20 protein-coding genes are annotated in these 20608 nt (G+C 63.5%); 14 read left to right on the forward strand and 6 right to left on the reverse strand.

The window, feature by feature from the left end; translation table 11 throughout:
- Window positions 1-65 precede the first annotated feature (65 nt).
- The 3 genes from AC1D75_RS16225 (at window position 66) to AC1D75_RS16235 (ending at window position 2500) form a co-directional block, all read left to right on the forward strand.
- Entirely contained in the window at window positions 66-587 is a 522-nt protein-coding gene (locus AC1D75_RS16225) for a TetR/AcrR family transcriptional regulator (RefSeq protein ID WP_495516362.1), read from the forward strand.
- Between the two features lie 315 nt (window positions 588-902).
- Complete coding sequence (locus AC1D75_RS16230; RefSeq protein WP_495516363.1) at window positions 903-1748, forward strand: SDR family NAD(P)-dependent oxidoreductase; 846 nt, start codon at window positions 903-905, stop codon at window positions 1746-1748.
- 113 nt (window positions 1749-1861) lie between these two features.
- Window positions 1862-2500, forward strand: a complete 639-nt coding sequence (locus tag AC1D75_RS16235; protein WP_495516364.1) for an MBL fold metallo-hydrolase — start codon at window positions 1862-1864, stop codon at window positions 2498-2500.
- A 139-nt stretch (window positions 2501-2639) separates the two neighbouring features.
- Here the strand turns inward: AC1D75_RS16235 and AC1D75_RS16240 are convergent, their stop codons facing one another.
- Window positions 2640-3491 (reverse strand): SDR family NAD(P)-dependent oxidoreductase, encoded by an 852-nt coding sequence (locus AC1D75_RS16240; protein WP_495516365.1) that lies wholly within the window; start codon window positions 3489-3491, stop codon window positions 2640-2642.
- A 180-nt stretch (window positions 3492-3671) separates the two neighbouring features.
- Between AC1D75_RS16240 and AC1D75_RS16245 the strand changes: the two genes are divergently transcribed.
- Window positions 3672-4514: a helix-turn-helix transcriptional regulator gene (locus tag AC1D75_RS16245; RefSeq protein WP_495516366.1), complete on the forward strand. Its 843-nt coding sequence runs from the start codon at window positions 3672-3674 to the stop codon at window positions 4512-4514.
- Between the two features lie 44 nt (window positions 4515-4558).
- Here the strand turns inward: AC1D75_RS16245 and AC1D75_RS16250 are convergent, their stop codons facing one another.
- Window positions 4559-5038 carry a MarR family winged helix-turn-helix transcriptional regulator gene (locus tag AC1D75_RS16250; RefSeq protein WP_495516367.1) on the reverse strand — a complete coding sequence of 160 codons (480 nt, stop codon included), beginning with the start codon at window positions 5036-5038 and terminating at the stop codon, window positions 4559-4561.
- A gap of 134 nt (window positions 5039-5172) precedes the next feature.
- On the opposite strand from AC1D75_RS16250, the gene AC1D75_RS16255 reads away from it, so the two are divergent.
- The 4 genes from AC1D75_RS16255 to AC1D75_RS16270 all read left to right on the forward strand — a co-directional run bounded on the left by AC1D75_RS16255 (window position 5173) and on the right by AC1D75_RS16270 (window position 10174).
- On the forward strand, window positions 5173-6108 hold the full coding sequence (locus AC1D75_RS16255) for an NADP-dependent oxidoreductase (protein ID WP_495516368.1): 936 nt from the start codon (window positions 5173-5175) through the stop codon (window positions 6106-6108).
- A gap of 315 nt (window positions 6109-6423) precedes the next feature.
- Window positions 6424-6864, forward strand: coding sequence for a VOC family protein (locus AC1D75_RS16260; protein WP_495516369.1), 441 nt, complete (start codon window positions 6424-6426; stop codon window positions 6862-6864).
- A gap of 880 nt (window positions 6865-7744) precedes the next feature.
- Window positions 7745-9352 carry a fatty-acid--CoA ligase FadD5 gene (fadD5, locus tag AC1D75_RS16265; protein ID WP_495516370.1) on the forward strand — a complete coding sequence of 536 codons (1608 nt, stop codon included), beginning with the start codon at window positions 7745-7747 and terminating at the stop codon, window positions 9350-9352.
- 369 nt (window positions 9353-9721) lie between these two features.
- Window positions 9722-10174 carry an NADPH-dependent F420 reductase gene (locus tag AC1D75_RS16270; protein WP_495516371.1) on the forward strand — a complete coding sequence of 151 codons (453 nt, stop codon included), beginning with the start codon at window positions 9722-9724 and terminating at the stop codon, window positions 10172-10174.
- A gap of 108 nt (window positions 10175-10282) precedes the next feature.
- Here the strand turns inward: AC1D75_RS16270 and AC1D75_RS16275 are convergent, their stop codons facing one another.
- Window positions 10283-10900: a TetR-like C-terminal domain-containing protein gene (locus AC1D75_RS16275; protein ID WP_495516372.1), complete on the reverse strand. Its 618-nt coding sequence runs from the start codon at window positions 10898-10900 to the stop codon at window positions 10283-10285.
- Window positions 10901-10950: 50 nt separating this feature from the next.
- On the opposite strand from AC1D75_RS16275, the gene AC1D75_RS16280 reads away from it, so the two are divergent.
- From AC1D75_RS16280 to AC1D75_RS16290, 3 genes are read left to right on the forward strand one after another with little or no spacing between them, the layout of a single operon-like run.
- Complete coding sequence (locus AC1D75_RS16280; protein WP_495516373.1) at window positions 10951-12063, forward strand: Rv3169 family protein; 1113 nt, start codon at window positions 10951-10953, stop codon at window positions 12061-12063.
- An 11-nt stretch (window positions 12064-12074) separates the two neighbouring features.
- Window positions 12075-13073: a TIGR03617 family F420-dependent LLM class oxidoreductase gene (locus AC1D75_RS16285; protein ID WP_495516374.1), complete on the forward strand. Its 999-nt coding sequence runs from the start codon at window positions 12075-12077 to the stop codon at window positions 13071-13073.
- Window positions 13070-15448, forward strand: coding sequence for a PEP/pyruvate-binding domain-containing protein (locus AC1D75_RS16290; RefSeq protein WP_495516375.1), 2379 nt, complete (start codon window positions 13070-13072; stop codon window positions 15446-15448). Before AC1D75_RS16285 ends, AC1D75_RS16290 begins: the two co-directional genes overlap by 4 nt.
- 38 nt (window positions 15449-15486) lie before the next feature.
- Here the strand turns inward: AC1D75_RS16290 and AC1D75_RS16295 are convergent, their stop codons facing one another.
- Together AC1D75_RS16295 and AC1D75_RS16300 are read right to left on the reverse strand one after the other, a co-directional pair.
- The gene (locus AC1D75_RS16295) at window positions 15487-16350 is read right to left on the reverse strand and encodes an alpha/beta fold hydrolase (protein WP_495516376.1); all 864 of its coding nucleotides are present in this window, start codon (window positions 16348-16350) and stop codon (window positions 15487-15489) included.
- Window positions 16351-16558: 208 nt separating this feature from the next.
- The gene (locus AC1D75_RS16300) at window positions 16559-16849 is read right to left on the reverse strand and encodes a DUF1330 domain-containing protein (protein ID WP_495516377.1); all 291 of its coding nucleotides are present in this window, start codon (window positions 16847-16849) and stop codon (window positions 16559-16561) included.
- A gap of 84 nt (window positions 16850-16933) precedes the next feature.
- Here AC1D75_RS16300 and AC1D75_RS16305 point away from each other — a divergent pair, with 84 nt between their 5' ends.
- The 3 genes from AC1D75_RS16305 to AC1D75_RS16315 all read left to right on the forward strand — a co-directional run bounded on the left by AC1D75_RS16305 (window position 16934) and on the right by AC1D75_RS16315 (window position 19574).
- Window positions 16934-17095 carry a hypothetical protein gene (locus AC1D75_RS16305; protein WP_495516378.1) on the forward strand — a complete coding sequence of 54 codons (162 nt, stop codon included), beginning with the start codon at window positions 16934-16936 and terminating at the stop codon, window positions 17093-17095.
- A 143-nt stretch (window positions 17096-17238) separates the two neighbouring features.
- A complete protein-coding gene (locus tag AC1D75_RS16310) occupies window positions 17239-18126 on the forward strand; it encodes a DUF5996 family protein (protein WP_495516379.1) in 888 nt (295 codons plus the stop codon).
- A 164-nt stretch (window positions 18127-18290) separates the two neighbouring features.
- Window positions 18291-19574, forward strand: coding sequence for an FAD-dependent monooxygenase (locus AC1D75_RS16315; protein ID WP_495516380.1), 1284 nt, complete (start codon window positions 18291-18293; stop codon window positions 19572-19574).
- A 78-nt stretch (window positions 19575-19652) separates the two neighbouring features.
- Here the strand turns inward: AC1D75_RS16315 and AC1D75_RS16320 are convergent, their stop codons facing one another.
- Complete coding sequence (locus AC1D75_RS16320; protein ID WP_495516381.1) at window positions 19653-20555, reverse strand: NADP-dependent oxidoreductase; 903 nt, start codon at window positions 20553-20555, stop codon at window positions 19653-19655.
- Window positions 20556-20608 lie beyond the last annotated feature (53 nt).

The following is a 20608-nucleotide window of genomic DNA, read 5'->3' on the forward strand; positions in this document are numbered from 1 at the left end:
GCGAGCCGACGGGGGCAACGTCGGCGAGGGTGGATAGCCGAGTTGAGCGCTCCAAGCGGTCGGTTTTGGCAGCCACCGAAGAGCTGCTGAACGAAGGCGGGGTAGGTGGCTTCAGCATTGACGAGGTGTCCCGACGATCCGGTGTCGCCAAGACGACCATTTATCGTCACTGGTCAGACCGCAATGCGCTCGTCCTTGATGCGTGCTCCCAGATCACCGAACAGCAGCAGATTCCCGACACCGGATCGCTCCAAGGCGATCTGACGGAGGCGCTGACAAACATTGCGCACCTACTGCAAACAGCCAATTGGTCCTCGGTGCTGCCATCGATCATCGACGCTTCAGAGCGCGATCCTGCTTTCGCGGACATCCACAAGAAGATTCAAAGCGGCCACGCCGCCCCGCTGCGGGCGATCCTCGAACGTGCCGCGAATCGCGGCGAGCCACGACCGAACGACGACCACGCAACGACCATCGCAATTCTCCTGGGCCCGCTGTTCTACCGCCGTTGGTTTTCACGCGAACCGATCGACCAGGACTTTGTCACGGCCATAGTCACGCGCGCGATCGCGCAGGATCAGAAGTGAGGGCACGGCAAGGGAGATCGGTACTTCTGCGAACCCGGACGCACAACCCGCGCCATTCGCTCTCGACGGCGAGTTCCTGAAAGCTGTTAGTGCGCAATATGTCTCCTGGTGGTCGCCGATAGCACCCCAATGCACCGCGTGTGTCGCGGCGGATTGCTGGACTCGTCGACACCGTCGTCCCGACTCATGAGTGCTTCTGACCTTACGACCTTCGTCCGCGGTCAGGGAGTGTCTGCTGGTGCCTGGATAGATGGACACTCCCTGACGGAGCTGCCGGACGGTTGACTGGAACCACACGAGCGAAAGGAACGCGACATGGCCGAGAACAAGGTGTGGTTCGTAACCGGTGCCGCACGCGGTATGGGTGTGGACATCACCCGTGCAGCGCTCGACGCCGGCCACCGGGTGGTGGCGACCGCGCGTGATGCAACCAAGGTCACCGAGGTGTTCGGTGAGCGTGAGGACCTGCTCGCGGTGTCACTGGACATCACCGACCCGCCTGCAGCGGCGACGGCGACCGAAGCGGCGATGCAGCGGTTCGGCCGGATCGATGTGTTGGTGAACAACGCGGGTCTGTTCTATGCGGGGTTCTTCGAGGAGATCAGCCCGGAGCAGTTCCGCCACCAGATGGAAGTGAACCTTTTCGGCCCCACAAACGTCACCCGTGCGGTGCTGCCGGTGATGCGCAAGCAGCGTAGCGGCCAGGTCGTGACGATGAGTTCGACCGCTGGCCTGGTCGGTCAGGAGTTCGTCGCCGCGTACTGTGCGTCGAAGTTCGCCGTCGAAGGGTGGATGGAGTCGCTGCGCTTCGACGTTGCCCCGTACGGGATTTCAACAATGATCGTCGAGCCTGGGTTCTTTCGCACCGAACTGTTGGTCGAGGGATCCTCGACACTATGGCCTGAGTTGTCGATCCCCGATTACGCCGAGCGCACGGCAGCAACAATTGAAGCATGGCAGGGCATGAACGGTAAGCAGCCCGGAGACCCGGCCAAGCTGGCCGCCGCGCTGGTTGAGTTGGCAGATTCGGCGGAGCCGCCGCTGCGGTGGGTGGCCGGCGCCGATGCAATCGAGCTTGCTGCAGGGAAGGCGCAGACCTTGTTGGAGCAGGTGGACGCGCATCGCGACTTGTCGACCTCTTTGAACTTCAACAACTCCTGAAAACATCAGTCCGCTGTGCTCTTCTCGGTGCTTCGCGACCCCTTGACTTCAACCGGACTTGAGCTTGCAGCATTGGCTGTGGATCAAAAGAGATGTCTACGAGGAGGATCGCGATGCGCCAAGTACTGCCTGATGTGTGGGAGACGCGAGAGGACAATCCGTTTCCGGGCTTGACCACGCACGCCTATCTGTGGGCCGGAAGCAGCAACGCTCTGTTTTACTCGGTGGCCGGCGATGCGGATTTCGACGAATTGGAGCGTCACGGCGGTTTCGTCGACCACTACCTGTCCCATGTGGATGAGGCCGGCCCGATGTTGGGTCGGATTGCCGAGCGATTCGGGTCGAGGTTGCACGCTCCGGCGGCAGAGGCCGACGCCATCGGCAAGTACGCCCGAGTCGATATTCCCTTGGCGGTACGTCACATCGACGACAACGGCATTGAGGTCATACCGACCCCGGGACACACCGTGGGTAGTACGTGCTATCTGGTGCCGGGTGCCGACGGCGCCCGCTATCTGTTCACTGGTGACTTGCTCTTCGTGAGCGCGTCGGGTGCCTGGACGGGCGGCTATATCGAGGCCTTCAGTGATGCCCGTGCGTTGACCGAAAGCCTGCAGCTGCTGGCATCCCTGGAGCCGGATGTGGTGATCTCCAGTGCATTTGGCGGCGATTCGGCGGTCCACCGGGTCAATCCGCAGGAATGGCCCGACCATATCGAGCAAGCACTCGCAGGGTTATCTGCGGTGAAGTAAATCCTGCGGCGCCTGACATGACGCATTGGGTTGCATAGGGCAATCGCTATGCGACACAGTTTAATCGCCCCGCGGGCGGCGAGGGGGAGGAGCTAATGGGTATGGGTAGAACGGACCGCGCCGGGAGAGCGAATTTGGCTTACGCCTGTGGGAAGTCGGTGGAGTGCGCGAGTTGTTTGCCGGCCTCGAAGTCGGCGCTCAGTGCACTGACTTTGGCTGTGGCGTAGGCGTAGGAATCTGAGCCGAGAAGTTGACGCAAGGGTCCGTCCGCGGAAGCTGCGATCGATATGATCGCCGTCGCACCCTGGGCCGGGTTGCCAAGCTGACTGCCTTGTAGATCGAGGTGGTTCTGCGTCATCTCCCTGATCGATGTGTAACCCTCCGCGGTCGATTCGGGCAGCACCAAAGAATCGGTTGTCAGGAAGTCTGTGCGGAAATAGCCCGGCTCGACGATGGTGACCCGGCCTCCGAACTCTGAAACCTCGGCTGCCAGTGACTCACTGAGGCCTTCGAGCGCGAACTTTCCGGCGCAGTACAGACCCCAGCCCGGCATCGCGGTCAGCCCGAGCACGGAAGAGATGTTGATGATGTGGCCGTTCTGTTGGGACCGGATGATCGGAAGGACGGACCGCAGTACGTTCCACAGCCCGAAGATCTGGACGTCGAACATCTGGCGGGCGGCTGCATCGGTGGTCTCCTCCACGGCCGCGAGGTAGCCGTAGCCGGCGTTGTTCACCACTGTGTCGAGCCCACCGAAGCGATCGATGGTCTGGTGAACGGCTTCCTCGACTACGTCCGCGTCGGTGAGGTCGACCGATAGTGCCAACAGGCGGGCGGTGTCAACACCGTCCAGGGCGGTGAGAAGTCGGTCGGTCGAACGGGTCGTCGCAGCCACGTTGTCCCCACGTTCGAGTAATTGTTTGACCAATTCCAGTCCGAGGCCGCGGGAAGTGCCGGTCACGAACCAGGTGCTGGGGGTAGAGGGGAACATGTCGAATCACTCCTTGTGTGGGGGCCAAGCAGGTCGGTTTGCTGTTCGGCTTTGCTTTTTCAGTCTCGACGACCATGCGGCGGTGAAGGGGCGCATACCCGGCCCTTTTCGACCGAGGAACGCCGAACCTAGGACTGCGCGACCCAGGTGGCGATGGCCGCTGTGCGCCATGATGAAACGGTGAGTGAAACCAATCGCGAACTCGCCGACTTCCTGCGGCGGGCGAGGAGCCAGATTGACCCGTCTCGGGCCGGGCTTCCCTCGGACGGGCGGGTACGCCGGGTGCCGGGATTGCGTCGCGAGGAGGTCGCGTTGCTCGCGGGGGTGTCCACCGACTACTACTCGCGCCTCGAGCAGGGCAGGCGCATCACTCCGTCGCCAGGTGTCGTCGACGCGATCGCGCGGGCACTCGATCTCGACGCTGCCGGCCGAGCTCATCTGGGAAATCTCATCGGACAGCGGTCAGCCGCCGCTCCACGCCGCGGCGCGCCCGTGCAGCGCGTCCGTCCGGGCCTCTACCAGTTTCTCGATGCGCTCGACGGCCAGCCGGCTCTGATCCTCGGACGGCGGTCAGACGTGCTCGCCACCAACAGGATGTCCCGCGCACTGTTCGCCGACTTCGATCAATTCCTGCCGCGCGAGCGTAACTATGCCAGGTGGATGTTTCTCGGCGCTGAACCGCGAAACCTGTTCGTCGACTGGGAAATACAGGCCCGCGCCGCGGTTGAGAGTCTGCGGCTCGAGATCGGCAATGATCCCGACGATCGTGCCACTCGGACTCTCGTCGATGAGCTGACGGACTGCAGCGAGGAGTTTCGTCAGTGGTGGTCAGAGCACCGGGTGTACCAGCGCACCCACGGGTCCAAACGACTGCGTCATCCAGTGGCCGGCGAACTGACAGTTGATTACGAGACACTCACTCTGCCTGATGATCCCGAGCAGACCCTGTTCGTATACACAACCGAACCCGGTAGCACTTCCCGGCAGGCAATAAATGTCCTTGCCAGCTGGGCATACTCGTAGCTGTCACGTCTTGCAATGGACGTGGGTATCTCCGCCTGTGCCGGTTAAAGTTCGGCGCCATTGAGTTGCTGGCGCACCGTGGCCGAGATCAGGGCGAGCGCAGCGCCGAAGTCGTGCTGCTGCGCCTCGCTGAGAGGGTCGAAGACCAACTCTCGCACGCGTTCGACGTGGCCGGGCGCGCTGTCGACGACCTTCTGTAGCCCGGCCTCGGTCAGCATGGCAAGGGTGTAGCGCCCGTTGTCCGGGTCGGGGCGGCGGGTGACCCACTGGCGCTGTTCGAAACGGACCATGACCTTCGACAATCGGGGCTGGCTGCTGTTGCACTGCGCAGCAAGGTCGCCGAGTCGCATCGTCAGGTCTTCGGCCATGGACAGGCGTGCGAGCACGCTGTACTCGAAGTTCGACGTGCCGGCGTCCCGCTCCAACTGACGGTCGAGCAACGTCGGGAGTGCGATGACGACCGTGAGCAGGTCCTGCCACATCGCTTGCTGGTCCTCGTCAAGCCAATGCGGCGAAGCGGTCATGGCATCCGACTCTACATCAATTGCTCATTTGACTTGCCTGGGCAAGTCAGGCAATCTTGGTGACACTTGCCTAGGCAAGTCAATGATGGGCCGCGTGCATCGCGCTTGGCCCAGCAACGACAAGAGGAGAGTCCGTGAAAGCGATTCGCTACCACCAGTTCGGCGACACCAAGGTTCTGCAAGAAGAGGAGGTGGCACGCCCCGTAGCGGGCCCGGGCCAGGTGCTGGTGAAAGTCGTTGCCACATCGTTCAACCCGGTGGACGACCACATTCGCCTAGGAGTGCTGGCGGAAGCCATTCCCACCTCGTTGCCGATCACGCCCGGTCTCGACGTTGCCGGCACGGTCGTCGAACTGGGCGCAGGGGTCAGCGGCGTGGAGATTGACGACCAAGTCGTCGGCATGTTTCCCCTCGACCAGCATGGCGGCGCGGCGGAATACGCGGTGATCGCGGCCGACCTTCTTGCCGCCGCGCCCACCACGGTGGCCCTCGCCGATGCCGCAGCCCTTCCGCTCACCGGCCTGGCTGCTCGGCAGGCCGCCATCGAGCTGGCCGACATCCAGAAAGGGCAGCGTGTGATCGTCAACGGAGCCGGCGGCGCAGTGGGCGGCCTGGTCGTCCAGCTTGCGGTCGACGCAGGCGCTACCGTCACCGCAGTCGACGGACCGCAACATGCTGAACGCCTGCGCAATTACGGTGCCACGAACGTGGTTGGCCCCCTTGACCTCGACGCGGGTCCCACCGCGGTCGACGGCCCCTTCGACGTTGTCGTCAATCACGTGCGCCTCGATACCGACGGACTTGCGAAGTTGACCTCGTACGTCGCCGACGGCGGCATCGTGGTCAGCTCGGCCGGCGCCGTACCCGCTGACGACGCGCGTTCGGTGCGGACTGCAAGCGTGTGGGTGACGCCCAACGGCTCCCACCTGGCCGACCTGGTGTCCCGTCTGGACGACGGCCGCCTCGAACTCGCCGTTGTCGATCGCCGACCATTGCAACAGCTACGAGCCGTCCACGATGACGCCGCCGGCGGCACGCTCGCCGGTAAAACCGTCATCATCGTCGCCTAGGCCCCGGAATGATGCCCCCTCCCGGACTGCCGCGAGGGGGCATTGTGCCGTGCATGCTCGGACTGGCCCCGACTGTTCCTGAGTCGACGTTGCACGACGGTGTATCACTTGGTTGCTCCGGATGACCAGAGGGTGTTCCAGTGGGTCGATGAGGGTTGAAAATGAGTGCCCGCCTTAGGTTTAGCGCCAACGACGCTGGCGCTGCGACTTGTTTGATCAGAGACGTCATGCGTGGATGGTGAATCTCTGTCGAAATTTCGGCTCCGGCTCCGTCTCCATATCGAACGGGTAGACAACTAATGGAGGATTGATCCCATGGCACACATAAAACGTTTCGACCACGTCGGCATCACCGTTGCCGACCTGACCTCAGCCACGGCGTTCTTCGTCAAGCTGGGTTTCGAAGTCGAGGGCACTGGGACCGTAGAGGGCGAGTTCGTGGAGACCGTCTGCGGCATTCCGGGCGCACACTGTGAGATCGCGATGCTGCGGCCACCCGACGGAGGGTCCCGGCTCGAGCTCGCGAGCTTCGTCACGCCCGACCCCGTGGCCGGATCGCCCAGAGCGATGGCCAACGAGCTTGGCCTGCGCAACGTGTCATTCGAGGTCGGAGACCTCGAGACAGTCCTCGATGAGCTGGCTGTCGACGGCTACGGACTCATCGGCGGCATCGGCGAGTACAAGAACAGCGTGCGCATGGCGTACGTGCGGGGCCCGGACGGGATCATCGTGTCCCTGTGTGAGCAGATTGGTTGATGCGAACGTTGTATTGGGGCGATGTCTTCAACGGGACATAGCGTCGAGCGGATGCAACCGCAGGCTTGGGCGACGGCCACAGAACGCGCAGGGCGTGACGTTTCCTTCCGTCTGCAGTGGCAGGTTGTTGACCATTCGTTCCCTCAAGAGATCGGAACCACTACCAGCAACTGCACTGTGCCCTCGACGTTCCAGAGCCCGTTCGGATTGTTCTGTGCCGCCACGAACACGTCCACTGCTGTGTGCGCCCCGAGAGCTCACCGATCTCGCCCGACGGCGGGTTGGGCTTAAGGAACTCAGAGGGATCCGGCCCAGGCCATACGGGCAGGTCTTGAACGGACCGATCGATGTCAACGAAAGCTGATCGGCGCACAGTCACCTCGTCGGGAACTGAAACGTGTCTGTCAATTGAGCCGGCGTCACTGGGGGGTACTGTCGTCGCCACCGTGAAGCTTGGCCTCTCGGCTGTTCCGCAGTCCTCGCTGCCGCACCCCGTCGCCACTGCAGAAGCAAGACCTGCGGCTGTCAGACCGACTATTAGTCGACGTCCTCGCATCTGGCGTTCCTCCCCGTCACCCATAGGGGCTCACTCTCTCACCAATCTCGAATGAGTCTTGCCTCCTCGAGAAAGTCGAGAATTGGGTGAACGTTCACTGACGCAGATCCGAGCCCGCGCCGCACCATCCGGGGGAGATACGCAGACGTGCGGGGGAGCGGGTATCAACACGGTCCGACCCAGATACGGAGACACAGAACGTAATTCGTGCTGCGGCTGAGATTCGGCGGCACATGATCGCCCCAACCTCTACAGTGTGACTCAGAGCACAGTGGTGGGCTGGGGGACCGCGCACCACGCCCGACGACAACAGGGGATACGCCAATGACAGTCGCCGCAGCCTCGGCCAGCGAGCTTCAGGGTGAACCGATGCGTTCCGGTCGCAATACCTGGAACAACCAGGTACGACGACACGCTCTGATGACACCGGACCGGGTTGCTGTGAAGTATCTCGATGCCGCAACCACCTGGCGTGAACTCGACGATCGGTCGCGCCGTTTCGCCGCGGCTCTGCAACGCCGCGGCGTCCAATTCGGCGATCGCATCCTGATCGCGCTACTCAATCGCACCGAATACGTCGAGGCGGTGCTCGGCGCGAATCTGATTGGTGCAATCCCGGTTCCGGTCAACATTCGCATGAGCCCAGCCGAAGTCGGCTACCTGGTCCATGACAGTGGCGCCACGATAGTTCTCACCGAGAGACTGCTCGCACCGCTGGCCGATGCAGTGCGGGCGTCCACCGGCGCCATCGACACCACCATCGTCGTCGACGCCGACGACGACAGCGGCGATCACCTGGACTACGAAACGCTCCTCGCGCAGGATCCTGCGGATTTGGCAGAGGTAGACATCCCCGAAGACACCGTCGCACTCATCATGTACACCTCGGGAACCACCGGAAAACCCAAGGGCGCCATGTTGACCCACACCAATCTGCAATCCCAGGCGATGACCACGATCAATGCGTCCGATGGCCAACCCGGCGACATAGCCTCGGTGGTGCCACCGATCTTTCATATCGCCGGCATCGCAGCATTCGCGCCGGTCTTCTATCGCGGCATCCAGGCGGTCATCCATCCGCTCGGCGCGTTTGATCCTGACGCCATGCTCGACACCTTGGAACGCGAAGGCACTACTTCGGTGTTCATGGTGCCAGCCCAGTGGCAGGCGGTGTGCGCGGCGCAGCGGGCCAAGCCCCGCAACCTCAGGCTGCGGACGATCAGTTGGGGAGCGGCCCCAGCCCCCGATACCGTGCTCCGTGCCATGAATGAGTTGTTCCCGGACGCACTCAACATGACTGCGTTCGGGCAGACCGAGATGTCGCCGGTGACAACCCTTCTCGAAGGTCAGGACGCCATCCGGAAGATCGGGTCGATTGGCAAAGTGGTGCCGGCGGTGACTGCTCGCATCGTCGACCCCCTGATGGAAGACGTCAAACCCGGAGAAGTGGGTGAAATCGTCTATCGCGGGCCGAATCTGATGAAAGGCTACTGGCAGAATCCGCAGGCTACGGCTGAAGCGTTCCGGGGTGGGTGGTTCCACTCCGGAGACCTGGTCCGGCAGGACGACGAGGGTTTTCTCTATGTGGTCGACCGCGCCAAAGACATGATCATTTCCGGTGGCGAGAACATCTACTGCGCTGAAGTCGAGAACGTGCTCTACAGCCATCCCGCCATCGCCGAAGCCGCGATCATCGGTCGGGCACACCCGAAGTGGGGTGAAGTCCCGGTCGCAGTCGTGGTCCTGGCCAACGGTGCTGACTCGCTCGCTCTCGACGACCTCGGGCCTCACCTCAACGAGAACTTGGCGCGCTTCAAACACCCCAAAGACCTGGTTGTCGTCGACGAACTACCGCGCAATCCCGCGGGCAAAGTGGTCAAACCCAAACTCCGCGCAGCGTATGGCAGTAAGGATGCGGGCTTGATTCACTGATTCCGGTACTGCGGCCACACCACCTTTCGGTGCTCGCGCAACCGCTTGAGTGCGCCACACCGTCACAGGATACGACCTGTTCTTGTCGGCCGTGTCCATTGCCTGGACGCGAGGTGTCGCCAAGCCGGACGAGACAGCGCTCGACCGTCTGCGCGCACTCGTGGAAGACGGTTATCGCCAGGAGCACCAGCAACAGTAAAGCGGCCGATGTCGTGTGTTGCAGCCAGCGCCCGCGACAACCACTGCGTGACAAAGTAATGGGCGACGGACGCCGTGCAAGGGGTCGATATCGCCATCATCACCATTCCGGAAAACAGAATGGAGGGTCTCTGCGCACAGCTGAAATCGGCACTCCCTGACGATGTCGTGGTGATCGACACAAGTAACTACTACCCGAACAGAGACGGGCGCATCGCAGTCCTTGACGAGGGCACACCTGACAGCGCCTGGGTGTCCGAGTTGCTGGGACGACCTGTATACAAGGCTTTCAGCAACATCATCGCGCCGAGCCTCAAGCACAAAGGTACTGACGACAAGGGCCGGCGCGTGGGGCTTTCGGTGACAGGTCCCGACGGTGAGGGCAAGCGAATGGTATTCGGTCTGATCGACCAGCTCGGCTTTGAGCCTGTGGACGGCGGAACACTTGCCGAGTCGTGGCGACAGCAGCCCGGAACACCCTCGTACTGCCAGGATTTCGCGCCCGCAGACTTACGGGACAGCCTCGCCGAGACGACGCTGGACGACATCGATGAGTTCCATCGGAAGCGAGACCGGATCGTCGACTTCGATGCCGCCGCCGCTCAGGTCGCGCAAATGATGTGAGCTGCGGCCGCACAGAGTGTCCGAAGGCTGGGCCTGCCAAGGTGAAATTCCAACCGTTGCTTGGCGAGTCAAGTTCTCTGAGCCGATTGTCCGAGGAGTCGGTCGAGCTCAGGTGCCGTCACGCGAGTTCTCCGAGGGCCAGCGGCCAGTGATCATCTCGGTCATTTCGTTCACCCAGGTGTCGTCGAGGGCGGCGTCCTGGCGAATGAGGATGCGGAAGATCGCGGTCCCCGCGACCACCTCGACGAGCATGGGCAAGTGGTCATCGTCGCGGCGTTCCTGACCGAAGCGAGATTCGAGAGCTGTCAGGTTCCCGGCCAATCGGGCGATCATCATGTTGTGCAGTTCGGGGTCGGCAACCGTGTCGGCGATCAGCCCCGGCAGTGCCAATCGCACCTCTGGTCTGTCGAAGATCACCCGGATTGTCTCGACCAGAGCCCTGATCTCGTTGCGGATATCTCCCGAATGCTCCGGCGTGGGGATCGATTCGGCGAATAACACTGCCTCGTGGACAAGTTGCGCCTTGCCCGACCACCGCCGGTAGATGGCAGCCGTGGTGGTCCCGGCGCGCGCGGCGATCGCCGACAACGACACCGCGGAATAGCCCGTCTCGAGAATCAATTCTCGGGTGGCCGCAATGATCGCAGCATCGATCCTGCTGTCGCGGGGCCGCCCCGGCGCGGACTGCGCAGACCTCTTGCCTTCGTTGCGGCTTTCTGCTGTCATGACTCCATCATAGTTCCAATACAGTGTGCATCGTATTTGAGGGAGAGCTTGTGAACCTGAGCCCGCTCGACGAGTATCCAATTCACCAGACGCCCACGCCGTTGACCTGGCCGGCCACGTCGGATCGGAACTTCTACGACCGGTCGTATTTCAACGTGCTCGACCGGGACGGCCGCTTCATGGTGCTGACCGGAATCGGCTATTACCCGCGCCTCGGCGTCAAAGACGCCTACTTCGTCGTCCGTCGCGGCGACACGCAGACCGCGATACACCTGAGCGACGCGATCGACGACGACCGCCTTCACCAGAACGTCAATGGCTATCGCCTCGACGTCATCGAGCCACTGCAGGAGATGCACCTGACACTGGCGCAGACCGAGGGAATTTCCGCCGACCTCACCTGGCGCGGACTGTTCCCTGCGGCTCTGGAGAAGCCGCACGAGATGCTGACCGAGCGGCGAGTGACGTTGCAGGCGTGCCGCTTCGCCCAGGTCGGCTCCTGGGAGGGCTGGATCGATGTCGACGGCGAACGGCTGGAAGTCAGCCATGACACCAGCGTGGCGAGCCGCGACCGATCGTGGGGGATCCGGCCAGTCGGTGAGGCCGAGCCGGCCGGTCGGCCGGACGCAGCGTTTCGCGGAATGTGGTGGCTCTACCTGCCTTTGGCCTTCGACGACTACCAACTGCTCTTGATCCTGCAAGAGGATCCCGATGGCCACCGTAGTCTCTACGACTGCACCCGCCGCTGGCGAGATGGCCGCGTCGAACAACTCGACGGAGTGCGCGCCACCATCGACTACAAGACGGGGACAAGGATTCCTCAAGGCGCCCACGTCGAGTTCATGAACCGTGCAGGAGACCGAACTCAACTCGACGTCGAGTCGAAGCTGTTTGCGCCCATCGCTTTCGGATCCGGCTACGGAGGGGACTCCTCGTGGGCACACGGCAGCTGGAAGGGCGGTCCGTTCGCCGAACGCGTCAGCTTCGACCTGACGGACCCGGAGGTGATGGCCCGAGCGCCGTTCAGTCTCATCGACCATGTCGCCAAGGCGGTGTGCACTGAGGCCGATGGAACGGTCAGCGAGGGTGCCGGTCTATTCGAGCATGGCGTGATCGGCCCGCACCACCCGTCGGGTTTCTCCGACTGGACAGACGCGGGCTAAGGAGCGACGGAATGAAGATCTCTACAGCGCTGTTCGGGCCCACCGATGCGGTCGAACGCGCACAACTGCTCAAGGAGGCCGGTGCATCCGGCGTGTTCACCTTCGAAGGACCGTTCGACGTGTTCACGCCGCTGGTGCTGGCATCGTCGGTCAAGGGTCTCGACGTGATGTCGAACGTCGCGATCGCCTTTCCCCGCAATCCGATTCAGCTTGCCCATCAAGCCAACGATCTGCAACTGCTCAGCGAGGGACGTTTCATCCTGGGGTTGGGCACGCAGGTGCGCGCGCAGATCGAGAAGCGCTATGGGGCAGAGTTCGATCGTCCGGTCGCGCGGATGAAGGAGATGGTGGGGGCGTTGCGAGCGATCTTCGCGACGTGGAATGAGGGGGAACGGCTGGACTTCCGCGGTGAGTACTACCGCCATACCTTGATGACACCGACCTTCGTACCCGGGCCGAACCCGTTCGGTCCGCCACCGATCTACCTCGGGGCGCTCGGACCTCGGCTGACAAAAGCCACCGCGGAAGTGGCCGACGGTCTGCTGGTGATGCCTTTCGGGACGAAGCGATTCCTACACGAGCAGACGTTGCCGGCCGTACGCGAAGGGCTGGCTGCTGCCGGCCGCAGCGAGGACGACTTCGAGGTGGTGCCCGAGATCATCGTGTCGGTCGGAACCGGACGAGACGACGACCATGCCTCGACTCGGATGCTGCTGGCGTTCTACGGCTCCACCCCGGCATACCGGCCGGTGCTCGACGCCCACGGCTGGGGCGATCTGCAGCCGGAACTCAACGCGATGTCCAAGCAGGGCCGCTGGAAGGAGATGGCCACACTGATCGACGACGACATACTGCACACCGTCGCCGCCTGTGGGACGCCGGCAGAGGTGGCAGCGCACATCCGTGATCGTGTCGACGGGGTATCGGACCGGATCTGCCTCTATCAACCCAGCCCCATCGAGATCGGGGCACTGGCCGAGATCGTGGACGCGTTGGGGGGATCATCATGACGCTGAAGATGATTGAGTTCGATGAGGTCACCGACGACAGTTACGGCGGCAAAGCGGCTGGACTCGCGGAGTTGCGCCGCCTCGGACTTCCGGTGCCGGTGGGATTCGTCATCGCAGACGCTTCCGAACGGGTCACCGTCGATGACGCGGGGCAGTGGTACTCGCGGATGGCCGCAGTCGGCGCGACCCCGGTGGCCGTCAGGTCCTCGGCCGTCGGGGAAGACGGTGACGACCAATCATTCGCCGGGCAATACGACACCGTGCTGGGTGTGGACTCCGTCGATGACTTCGCCATGGCCGTGCAGACATGCGCCGCCTCCGTGCATTCGCGACGAGCCTCGGCCTACAGCGGGCAACCCACGGCCACCATGCATTTGGTCGTGCAGCATATGGTGGACGCGCGCGCCGCCGGCGTTGTTTTCACCGCCGATCCGGCGTCCGGCCGGCGCGACCTCACGGTGATCGACGCCGTCGCCGGTCTCGGTGAAGCGCTGGTTGACGGTACGGCGTCCTCAGACCACATTGTCCTGGATTCGGACGGCAACCCCGCTGTTCGCGATGTCGGTGAGGTGCCGGTCTTGTCGCCAGACGAGGTCGCCGATATCAGGTCTGACGCACTGCGCGCTGCTGAACATTGGGGCAGACCAATGGATCTGGAGTGGGCGATCGACCAGTCCGGCAAACTGTGGTGGCTGCAGGCTCGACCGATCACCACTCTGCCCGGCGATCTCAGCGAGATGGATTCGCCTCTCGCGGGTGCAGACCACGTGTACACGCGCTGCAACATCGGCGAGATGATGCCGGGGGCATTCTGCCCGTTGACCGCGTCGGTCTCCGGCTTTGCCATCGACTACGCGATGCAGATGACGCAGGTGGTGGCCCGGGCACAACAGGAATACGAGAAGCCGTGGCTACAGGTCGGATACTTTCAGGGCCACATGTTCCTGAACCTGACCGAGGGGACAGGTCTGAGCTCTGGACTCCTGGGCAATTCGTTGGAGCAGTTCTCCACCTCGATCTGCGGTCGGGTGGTCGACGAACTGGAGCCAAAACCACCAAAACCGTTTGTTAGCAAGCTGATCAACACGGTCCGGCTCACCACGTACGCATTGTCCGCCGGCCCCGCGATTCGGCGTTTACAGGAGCAGATCGCCGAGTTTCACATCCCGACCAGCGACGACCCGCAACTCGTGTTGCGCCAGTTGGACTCTGGCGTGCAGCAGTACTGCGACATCACGCTGACACATGTTCGGTCATCATCGCGCGCGGCGGTTGCGGCCAACGTTCTCGAAAGCGTCCTGATGAGACAGGCAGTGAAGGAAGGACGTAGCGAGGACGAGGGGCGAGCCGAAGCAACCCGGCTCATGGCCGGCGCCTCCGATGTCGAGAGCGCGCTGATGCTCGAGGAGCTCGACGCGGTGGTGAACACCATCGCCGCAGACGACGCGGCCGCCGAGCAGTTCTTGGCGGGGGAGCCGGACGCCGCGGTCAACGAGCTGCGGGCCACGCGTAGCGCCGGCGGTATGGCGTTGGAGAAGTTCTTGACCCGTCACGGTCACCGCGGCTACCGCGAGCTGTGCATGCGTGACCCTTCCTGGGCCGAGGATCCGGAAGGGCTAGGTGCCATGATGCAGGTGATGGTGCGCTCGGCGCTCGATCCGGCTGATCGTGGACCGGCAAAGACCCACGTTGAAGCACCCAAATCTTCGACCATCAGATTTCTTGCCCGGTTGGCGCAGGGCGGTGCACGTGGGCGCGAGGAGACGAAATCGAAGATGGCGCTGATGGCGCATACGCTCAAGCTGGGCTACCGCCACCTCGGTGAGGTGCTGGCCAAGGATGGACGACTGCCTGACTCGGATCTGGTGTTCTTCTTCGACCGTGCGGAATTGAACCACGTCGTTGGTTCGGAAGACGTCACCGGCCTCGTGCAGAGCGCGCTGAAACGTCGGGAAGCGCTGGTGTTCCAGAACTCTCTCGAGTTCGACGACGTGTCTGTCGGGCGACCGACCCCGCTCATCGCCCGGCCTCCATCAGGTGTCACCGGCGATGAGATCATCGGCCGTCCTGCCAGTCGCGGAACAGTGGAAGGCGTTGTGCGCGTCGCTAAATCGATTGTCGATGCGCGCGAGCTGCAGCGGGGGGAAATTCTGGTGACGCCGGTCACCGACGTGGGGTGGACGCCGTACTTCACCGTCATCGCTGCGCTCGTCACCGATATTGGCAGCTCGGTATCCCATGGCGCCGTGGTGGCGCGCGAATACGGTTTGCCCTGCGTCGTCAACACTTTGGTGGCCACCCAGACGCTCAAGACCGGTGATCGAGTGCGCGTGGATGGAGATCGAGGTGTGGTCACCCGTCTCGACCAGTCCTGACATAGAGACCCGGACGGCACCTGATCTCGACCGAACGGTCATAGGGTGAGCATGGCGGCAGCGACCTGGTCTGCCGCTACGTGCGGCAGGGCGGTACCCATGTCGTCGAGGACGAGTAGTCGCGCCGTGGGGATCTCGGCGGCGAGCACCTCGCCGTTGCCGACCGGGAAGAACGGGTCGGCACGACCGTGCACGACGAGCGTGGGCACGTCGAGCTCACCGAGCCGCTCTCGCCATCGCGGGGAGCAATCGATCCGGGAGAACACCGTCCCGAGTTGGTTCGCCTGGTTCACCGCGGGATTGGTCGACGGCGTCCGGTCCCAGATTCGGGCCGACATCGCCCGCGCCTCCTCCGGATCATCACCCAGCAGCTCGGCACCCTCGGCGGCGAATGTTGCGACGGCATCCCGATCTGTCCAATCCGGCAACGAGTGGGTGAACAGTGCGGCCATGACCGCGGGGTCGTGGTCCGGCAAATCCTCGTCGACCATTCCCGGTGCCACCGGCCGGGTGCCGACGAGGGTCAGTGCGGAGAACACGTCCGGGCGGTCCAGTGCGGCGACCTGAGCAACCATCCCACCGACGCCGACCCCACCGAGATGGGCAGTTCCTGTGCCGAGCGCCCCGGCCAGCGCGGCCGCGTCGGCGGCGAGGTCCCGCAGGTCGTACGCCGGATTCTCCGGGTCGAGGGTTGTCGATGCGCCGGAGTCACGAAGGTCGTAGCGGACGACGTGCCGCCCGCCCGACGCGAGCCGCTCGCACAGCGCGTCGGGCCAGGACAACATCGTCGTGCCGCCGACCAGAAGGACCAGCGGATCGTGTTCGCGGCCAAACCCTTCGGTGCCGAGGTCCACATCGTTCGCTCGTACCGAGGTCACGCCAGATCGAATCGGTCTCGTCATGCCTAAACCCCTTCTGTTGGTATACGCAGAGGTTGACCACGGATTCACCCGGAAGTCATCGGTGCAGCCGCGAGAGTGTGCACACTCTTGACGCAGTTTGAACTGCGGCTTGCCGATTCGATTCGTTTACGAACGCGATCAGTAACTCTCGTTCGAGATCTCTCGGGGACAGTTACGGGACGAGGCCATGAAGCAAGGCAGTCGAGCTCTAGGGTGCGGCGGGCACGATCCGGATGTCGCGCTCGGCGCCTTCGCCGAGCACGGCAAGAGCGCGCTGATACTGCTCGGACTCATAGGTTGCAACAGCCGCGGCGACGCTGGGGAACTCGATAATCGTCGTGCGTTCGACGATGCCGTGTTCGAATGCAGCGGCGGGCATTCCGCGAGCGAGGAACTTGCCTCCTCCCGCCAACATCGCCGGGCCCGCGAGCGCTGCGTAGCGTTCGAGGGCCTCGGCGTCGGAGACAGAGCGGAATGTGTTTACCCAGTACGCGGTCATCCCACGATCCTTCGCCGCCGTCTCCGCGGGCGCAAGTACTCATCCGGGTGGATTGAACGCGGCCGTTTCGGGTACAGGACTTTCATGACTGACAAGAAGACCGACCCACACACCGAAGACGCCGGCACCGGACCTGAGGGTGCAAGATCTGACGTGCAATCCGATCCAGCCGAGGGCGAGACGTCCGGCGACTGGTCCGGCGAAGGCGGCGCCACCCAGGACGGTCCCGCCACAGACACCGACTGACCGCGAGCCCGCACCCCACACTGTGTGGTCCTGGACAACGACCTGTGTGGTCATGACCGCCTCGCCGAGCCACTAACCCGTTGTGTCTGTGGATATCTGACCTTAGGCGCCCGCGTCGAGTAGACGTCGGGGACCATGGGCTCATGGAAACCCAACACGACGCTTGGCCTGCACTGCCGTTGGATTCGTGGATCGATACCAGGGACACGCTTCAGCTGTGGACTCAGATCGTCGGAAAGACGCGGATGGCTCTCGGTCCGGCGATCAACCACTGGTGGGGGGTTCCGCTATACGTGGACGCGCGTGGACTCACCACGTCCCTGATGGTCGCCGGAAACCGCGGCCTCGAGATTCGCTTCGACTTCCTGGGGCACGAGCTACTGTTCCTCGTCACCGACGGCAGCACCCGTCGGATGAAGCTTGAACCGCGGACTGTTGCCGACTTCTATGCCGAGTACATCGGCCACTTGACTGATCTCGGATTCGATATCGCGATGGTCGGAACCCCCGTCGAACTGCCCAATGCGACCCCGTTTGCCGAGGACACCGAACACGCGTCGTACGACGCGGACGCCGTATCTCGATTCTGGCGGTCGCTCGTCTCTGTGCATGGTGTCTTTTCGAAGTTCCGTGGTGAGTTTCGAGGGAAATCCTCACCTGTTCATTTCTTTTGGGGCGCATTCGATCTGGCCGTCACACGCTTCTCGGGACGGTCTGCACCCCAGCATCCCGGTGGTGTTCCGAACTGCCCCGACTGGGTCATGCACGAGGCCTACAGCGACGAGGTTTCGAGCGCAGGCTACTGGCCCGGCGGTGCCGAGGAAGGCGTCTTCTACGCGTACGCATACCCCCATCCCGAGGGGTACGACACACACCCGGCGGTCGAAGCTCCTGCACACTGGGACACCTCGCTGGGGGAGTATGTGCTGCCCTACCATCTCGTGCGACAAGCAGCGGATCCGGAAGCCATGGTTCTGAAGTTCCTCGCACAGACCCATCGCGCGGCGGTCGAGACGGCAGGCTGGAACTAGCCCTTACGTGCCGACACGACAGTGCCACTCGGAGCGGGAGGGTGGGCCGCAATTCGGCCGTACCGATGAGTTTCGTGTAGATCTGCAGTCGATACGGCCGGATACACCGACAGTGGTGGGTCTGTGCTGGCAACCTTCCAGCGGAAGGGCAGATGGAGGCAATGATGAGCGACTCCAAGCAGGAAAGCGCGATTCGGACAGGTGAGCAGGGAACGCCTGCGGGCGGTCCGAGGGTGTTGGTGGCGGGTGCGAGCATCGCGGGACCCGCGCTGGCCCACTGGCTCCGGCGGTGGGGGGCCGAAGTGACCGTGGTGGAGAGGGCGCCCGAATTGCGTCCCGGTGGACAGGCCGTGGACGCGCGGGGGGTGGCCAAGGAGGTCATCAAGCGGATGGGGCTGGATGAGGCGGTGCGCGCGGTGTGCACCGACACCGCCGGCGCGTACTCCGTGGATGCGAACGGGCAAGTGCTGGAAACCTTTCGCGCCGACGACGATGGTGGCGACGGGTTCATAGCGGACATCGAGATCCTGCGCGGGGACCTGGCGCAAGTGCTCTACGACGACACACGCGACGGCGTCGAGTACATCTTCGGTGACCGAATCGCCGAGCTCACCCAGGACGCAGACGGAGTCGACGTGGTCTTCGCGGGCGGCGACCGGCGGCGCTTCGAGCTGGTGATCGGGGCCGACGGGCCGCATTCTGCGCTGCGCGCAATGGTTTTCGGGCCGCATGAGCGATTTCTTCGCCACCTCGGGCACGTACTGGCTTTCTACAGTGTGCCCAACGAGTTCGGGCTGGACCGCTGGCTGCTGGAGTACCAGGACCAGGCGTCCGGGCGCTCAGCGCTTCTGCGACCCATACAGGACGCCACCCGGGCAATGGCCATGTTTTACTTCGGCTCAGCTGATTTCGACGTCGACTACCGTGACATCCCGGCCCAGAAGGTCCTGCTCCGTGAGCGTATGGAGGGCATGAGCTGGTTGACCCCGGACATTCTCGCGCACCTCGACGACACGCCGGACTTCTACCTCGACCAGGTCGCCCAGGTGGTGATGGACCGGTGGTCGAGTGGACGGGTGGTGCTGCTCGGGGACGCGGCGTTCAGTTCGTCGCCGATGTCCGGGCAGGGGACCGGGCTGGCATTGGTCGGCGCCTACGTGTTGGCAGGTGAACTGGCCGCTGTCGAATGGAAACCAGACGTCGGGTTCGCCCGTTACGAGGCGCGAATGCGCTCGTTCGTCGAGGCCAACCAGGAAATCGGACGGTTGAACGCCCGCACCCGCGACGTCCCCGGACCAGACACCGAGCCCAGCCCGGACTTCGCCGGCGAATGGTTCATGGAACTGGTCGGGCGCGCGATCAACGGCATCGAACTGCCCGACTACGCGGGAGTGCCGGACTCCCGCGCACCGGCAGGATCGCCGATCACCGCGTCGCCCAAGCCGTAGGGACGTCGCATCGAATCCGTTGCCGAAGGCGGTGTTTCGGAAGCGGCGTCCGTTCGGAGGGACGGCGTGCGGTGGCGCTCAAGGCAGGGTGACGACCACCTTTCCGCTACCAGTTTGGGCCAGGGCGTGAGCGTCGGCAATGTCGGCTAACGCGAAGACGTGGTCGACGCGCGGGATATAGATCTGTCGCCGACCGAGCTCGGCAGCTTGCTGCAGCAGACCGGAGTCGTTGCGGGCGTCGATCTTTCGCAATCCCAGGCGTTGGGCACCCTCGGCGTCGATGACGGTCACGACGCGAGCGGGACCGCCGACTATGTCCACCAGATCCGGCAGCGAGGATGACGGCGCCGCGTGTACAGCCGCATCCACCCCGGTTGGAGCGAGCGCTGCGACCCGTTCAGCGAGCCCCGGTCCATACGTTGTCGCCCGAACTCCGAGGCCTGTCAGGTATTCGTGGTTGCTGGGTCGGGCGGTACCGATCACCGTGGCCCCTGCATTCAGTGCGAACGCGGCGACGGCGCTGCCGACTGCACCGGAGGCGCCTTCGACCAACAAAGTCTGCCCGTCGAGGTTCCCGAGGGCCGCGATCACCTCGGCCGCGGTGACCGCGGCGAGTCCGGCCGCGGCGGCCTGCTCGATGGACCAGGTGGAGGGGGCCGTGCTCCACGCGGTGAGCACCGCATATTGCGCGGTGGTGTCACTGACCCCACCGAGACCGAACACGACGTCACCGACATGAGTGCCTTCGACACCGGGCCCGATCTCGTCGACAACTCCAACCGCGTCCCGGCCGGGGATAGCGGGCAGATCAAGAGGCACCACCTCACTCAGGTGTCCAGCGCGCAGCAGGTAGTCGATGGGGTTCACGCTTGCGGCCAGGACCCGGATGCGTACGGAATTCGTAGTTGCGTGTGGTTCTGGTGCGTCTTCGACGACGAGAACGTCGGGGTCGCCGTAACGGTGATAACGCGCTGCCTGCATTGGGTTCTCCATGGTTCATCTGAGACAGCATTACTTGCTGCGGAAAGTAATGT

It is taken from the genome of Williamsia sp. Y712, from assembly GCF_059445525.1.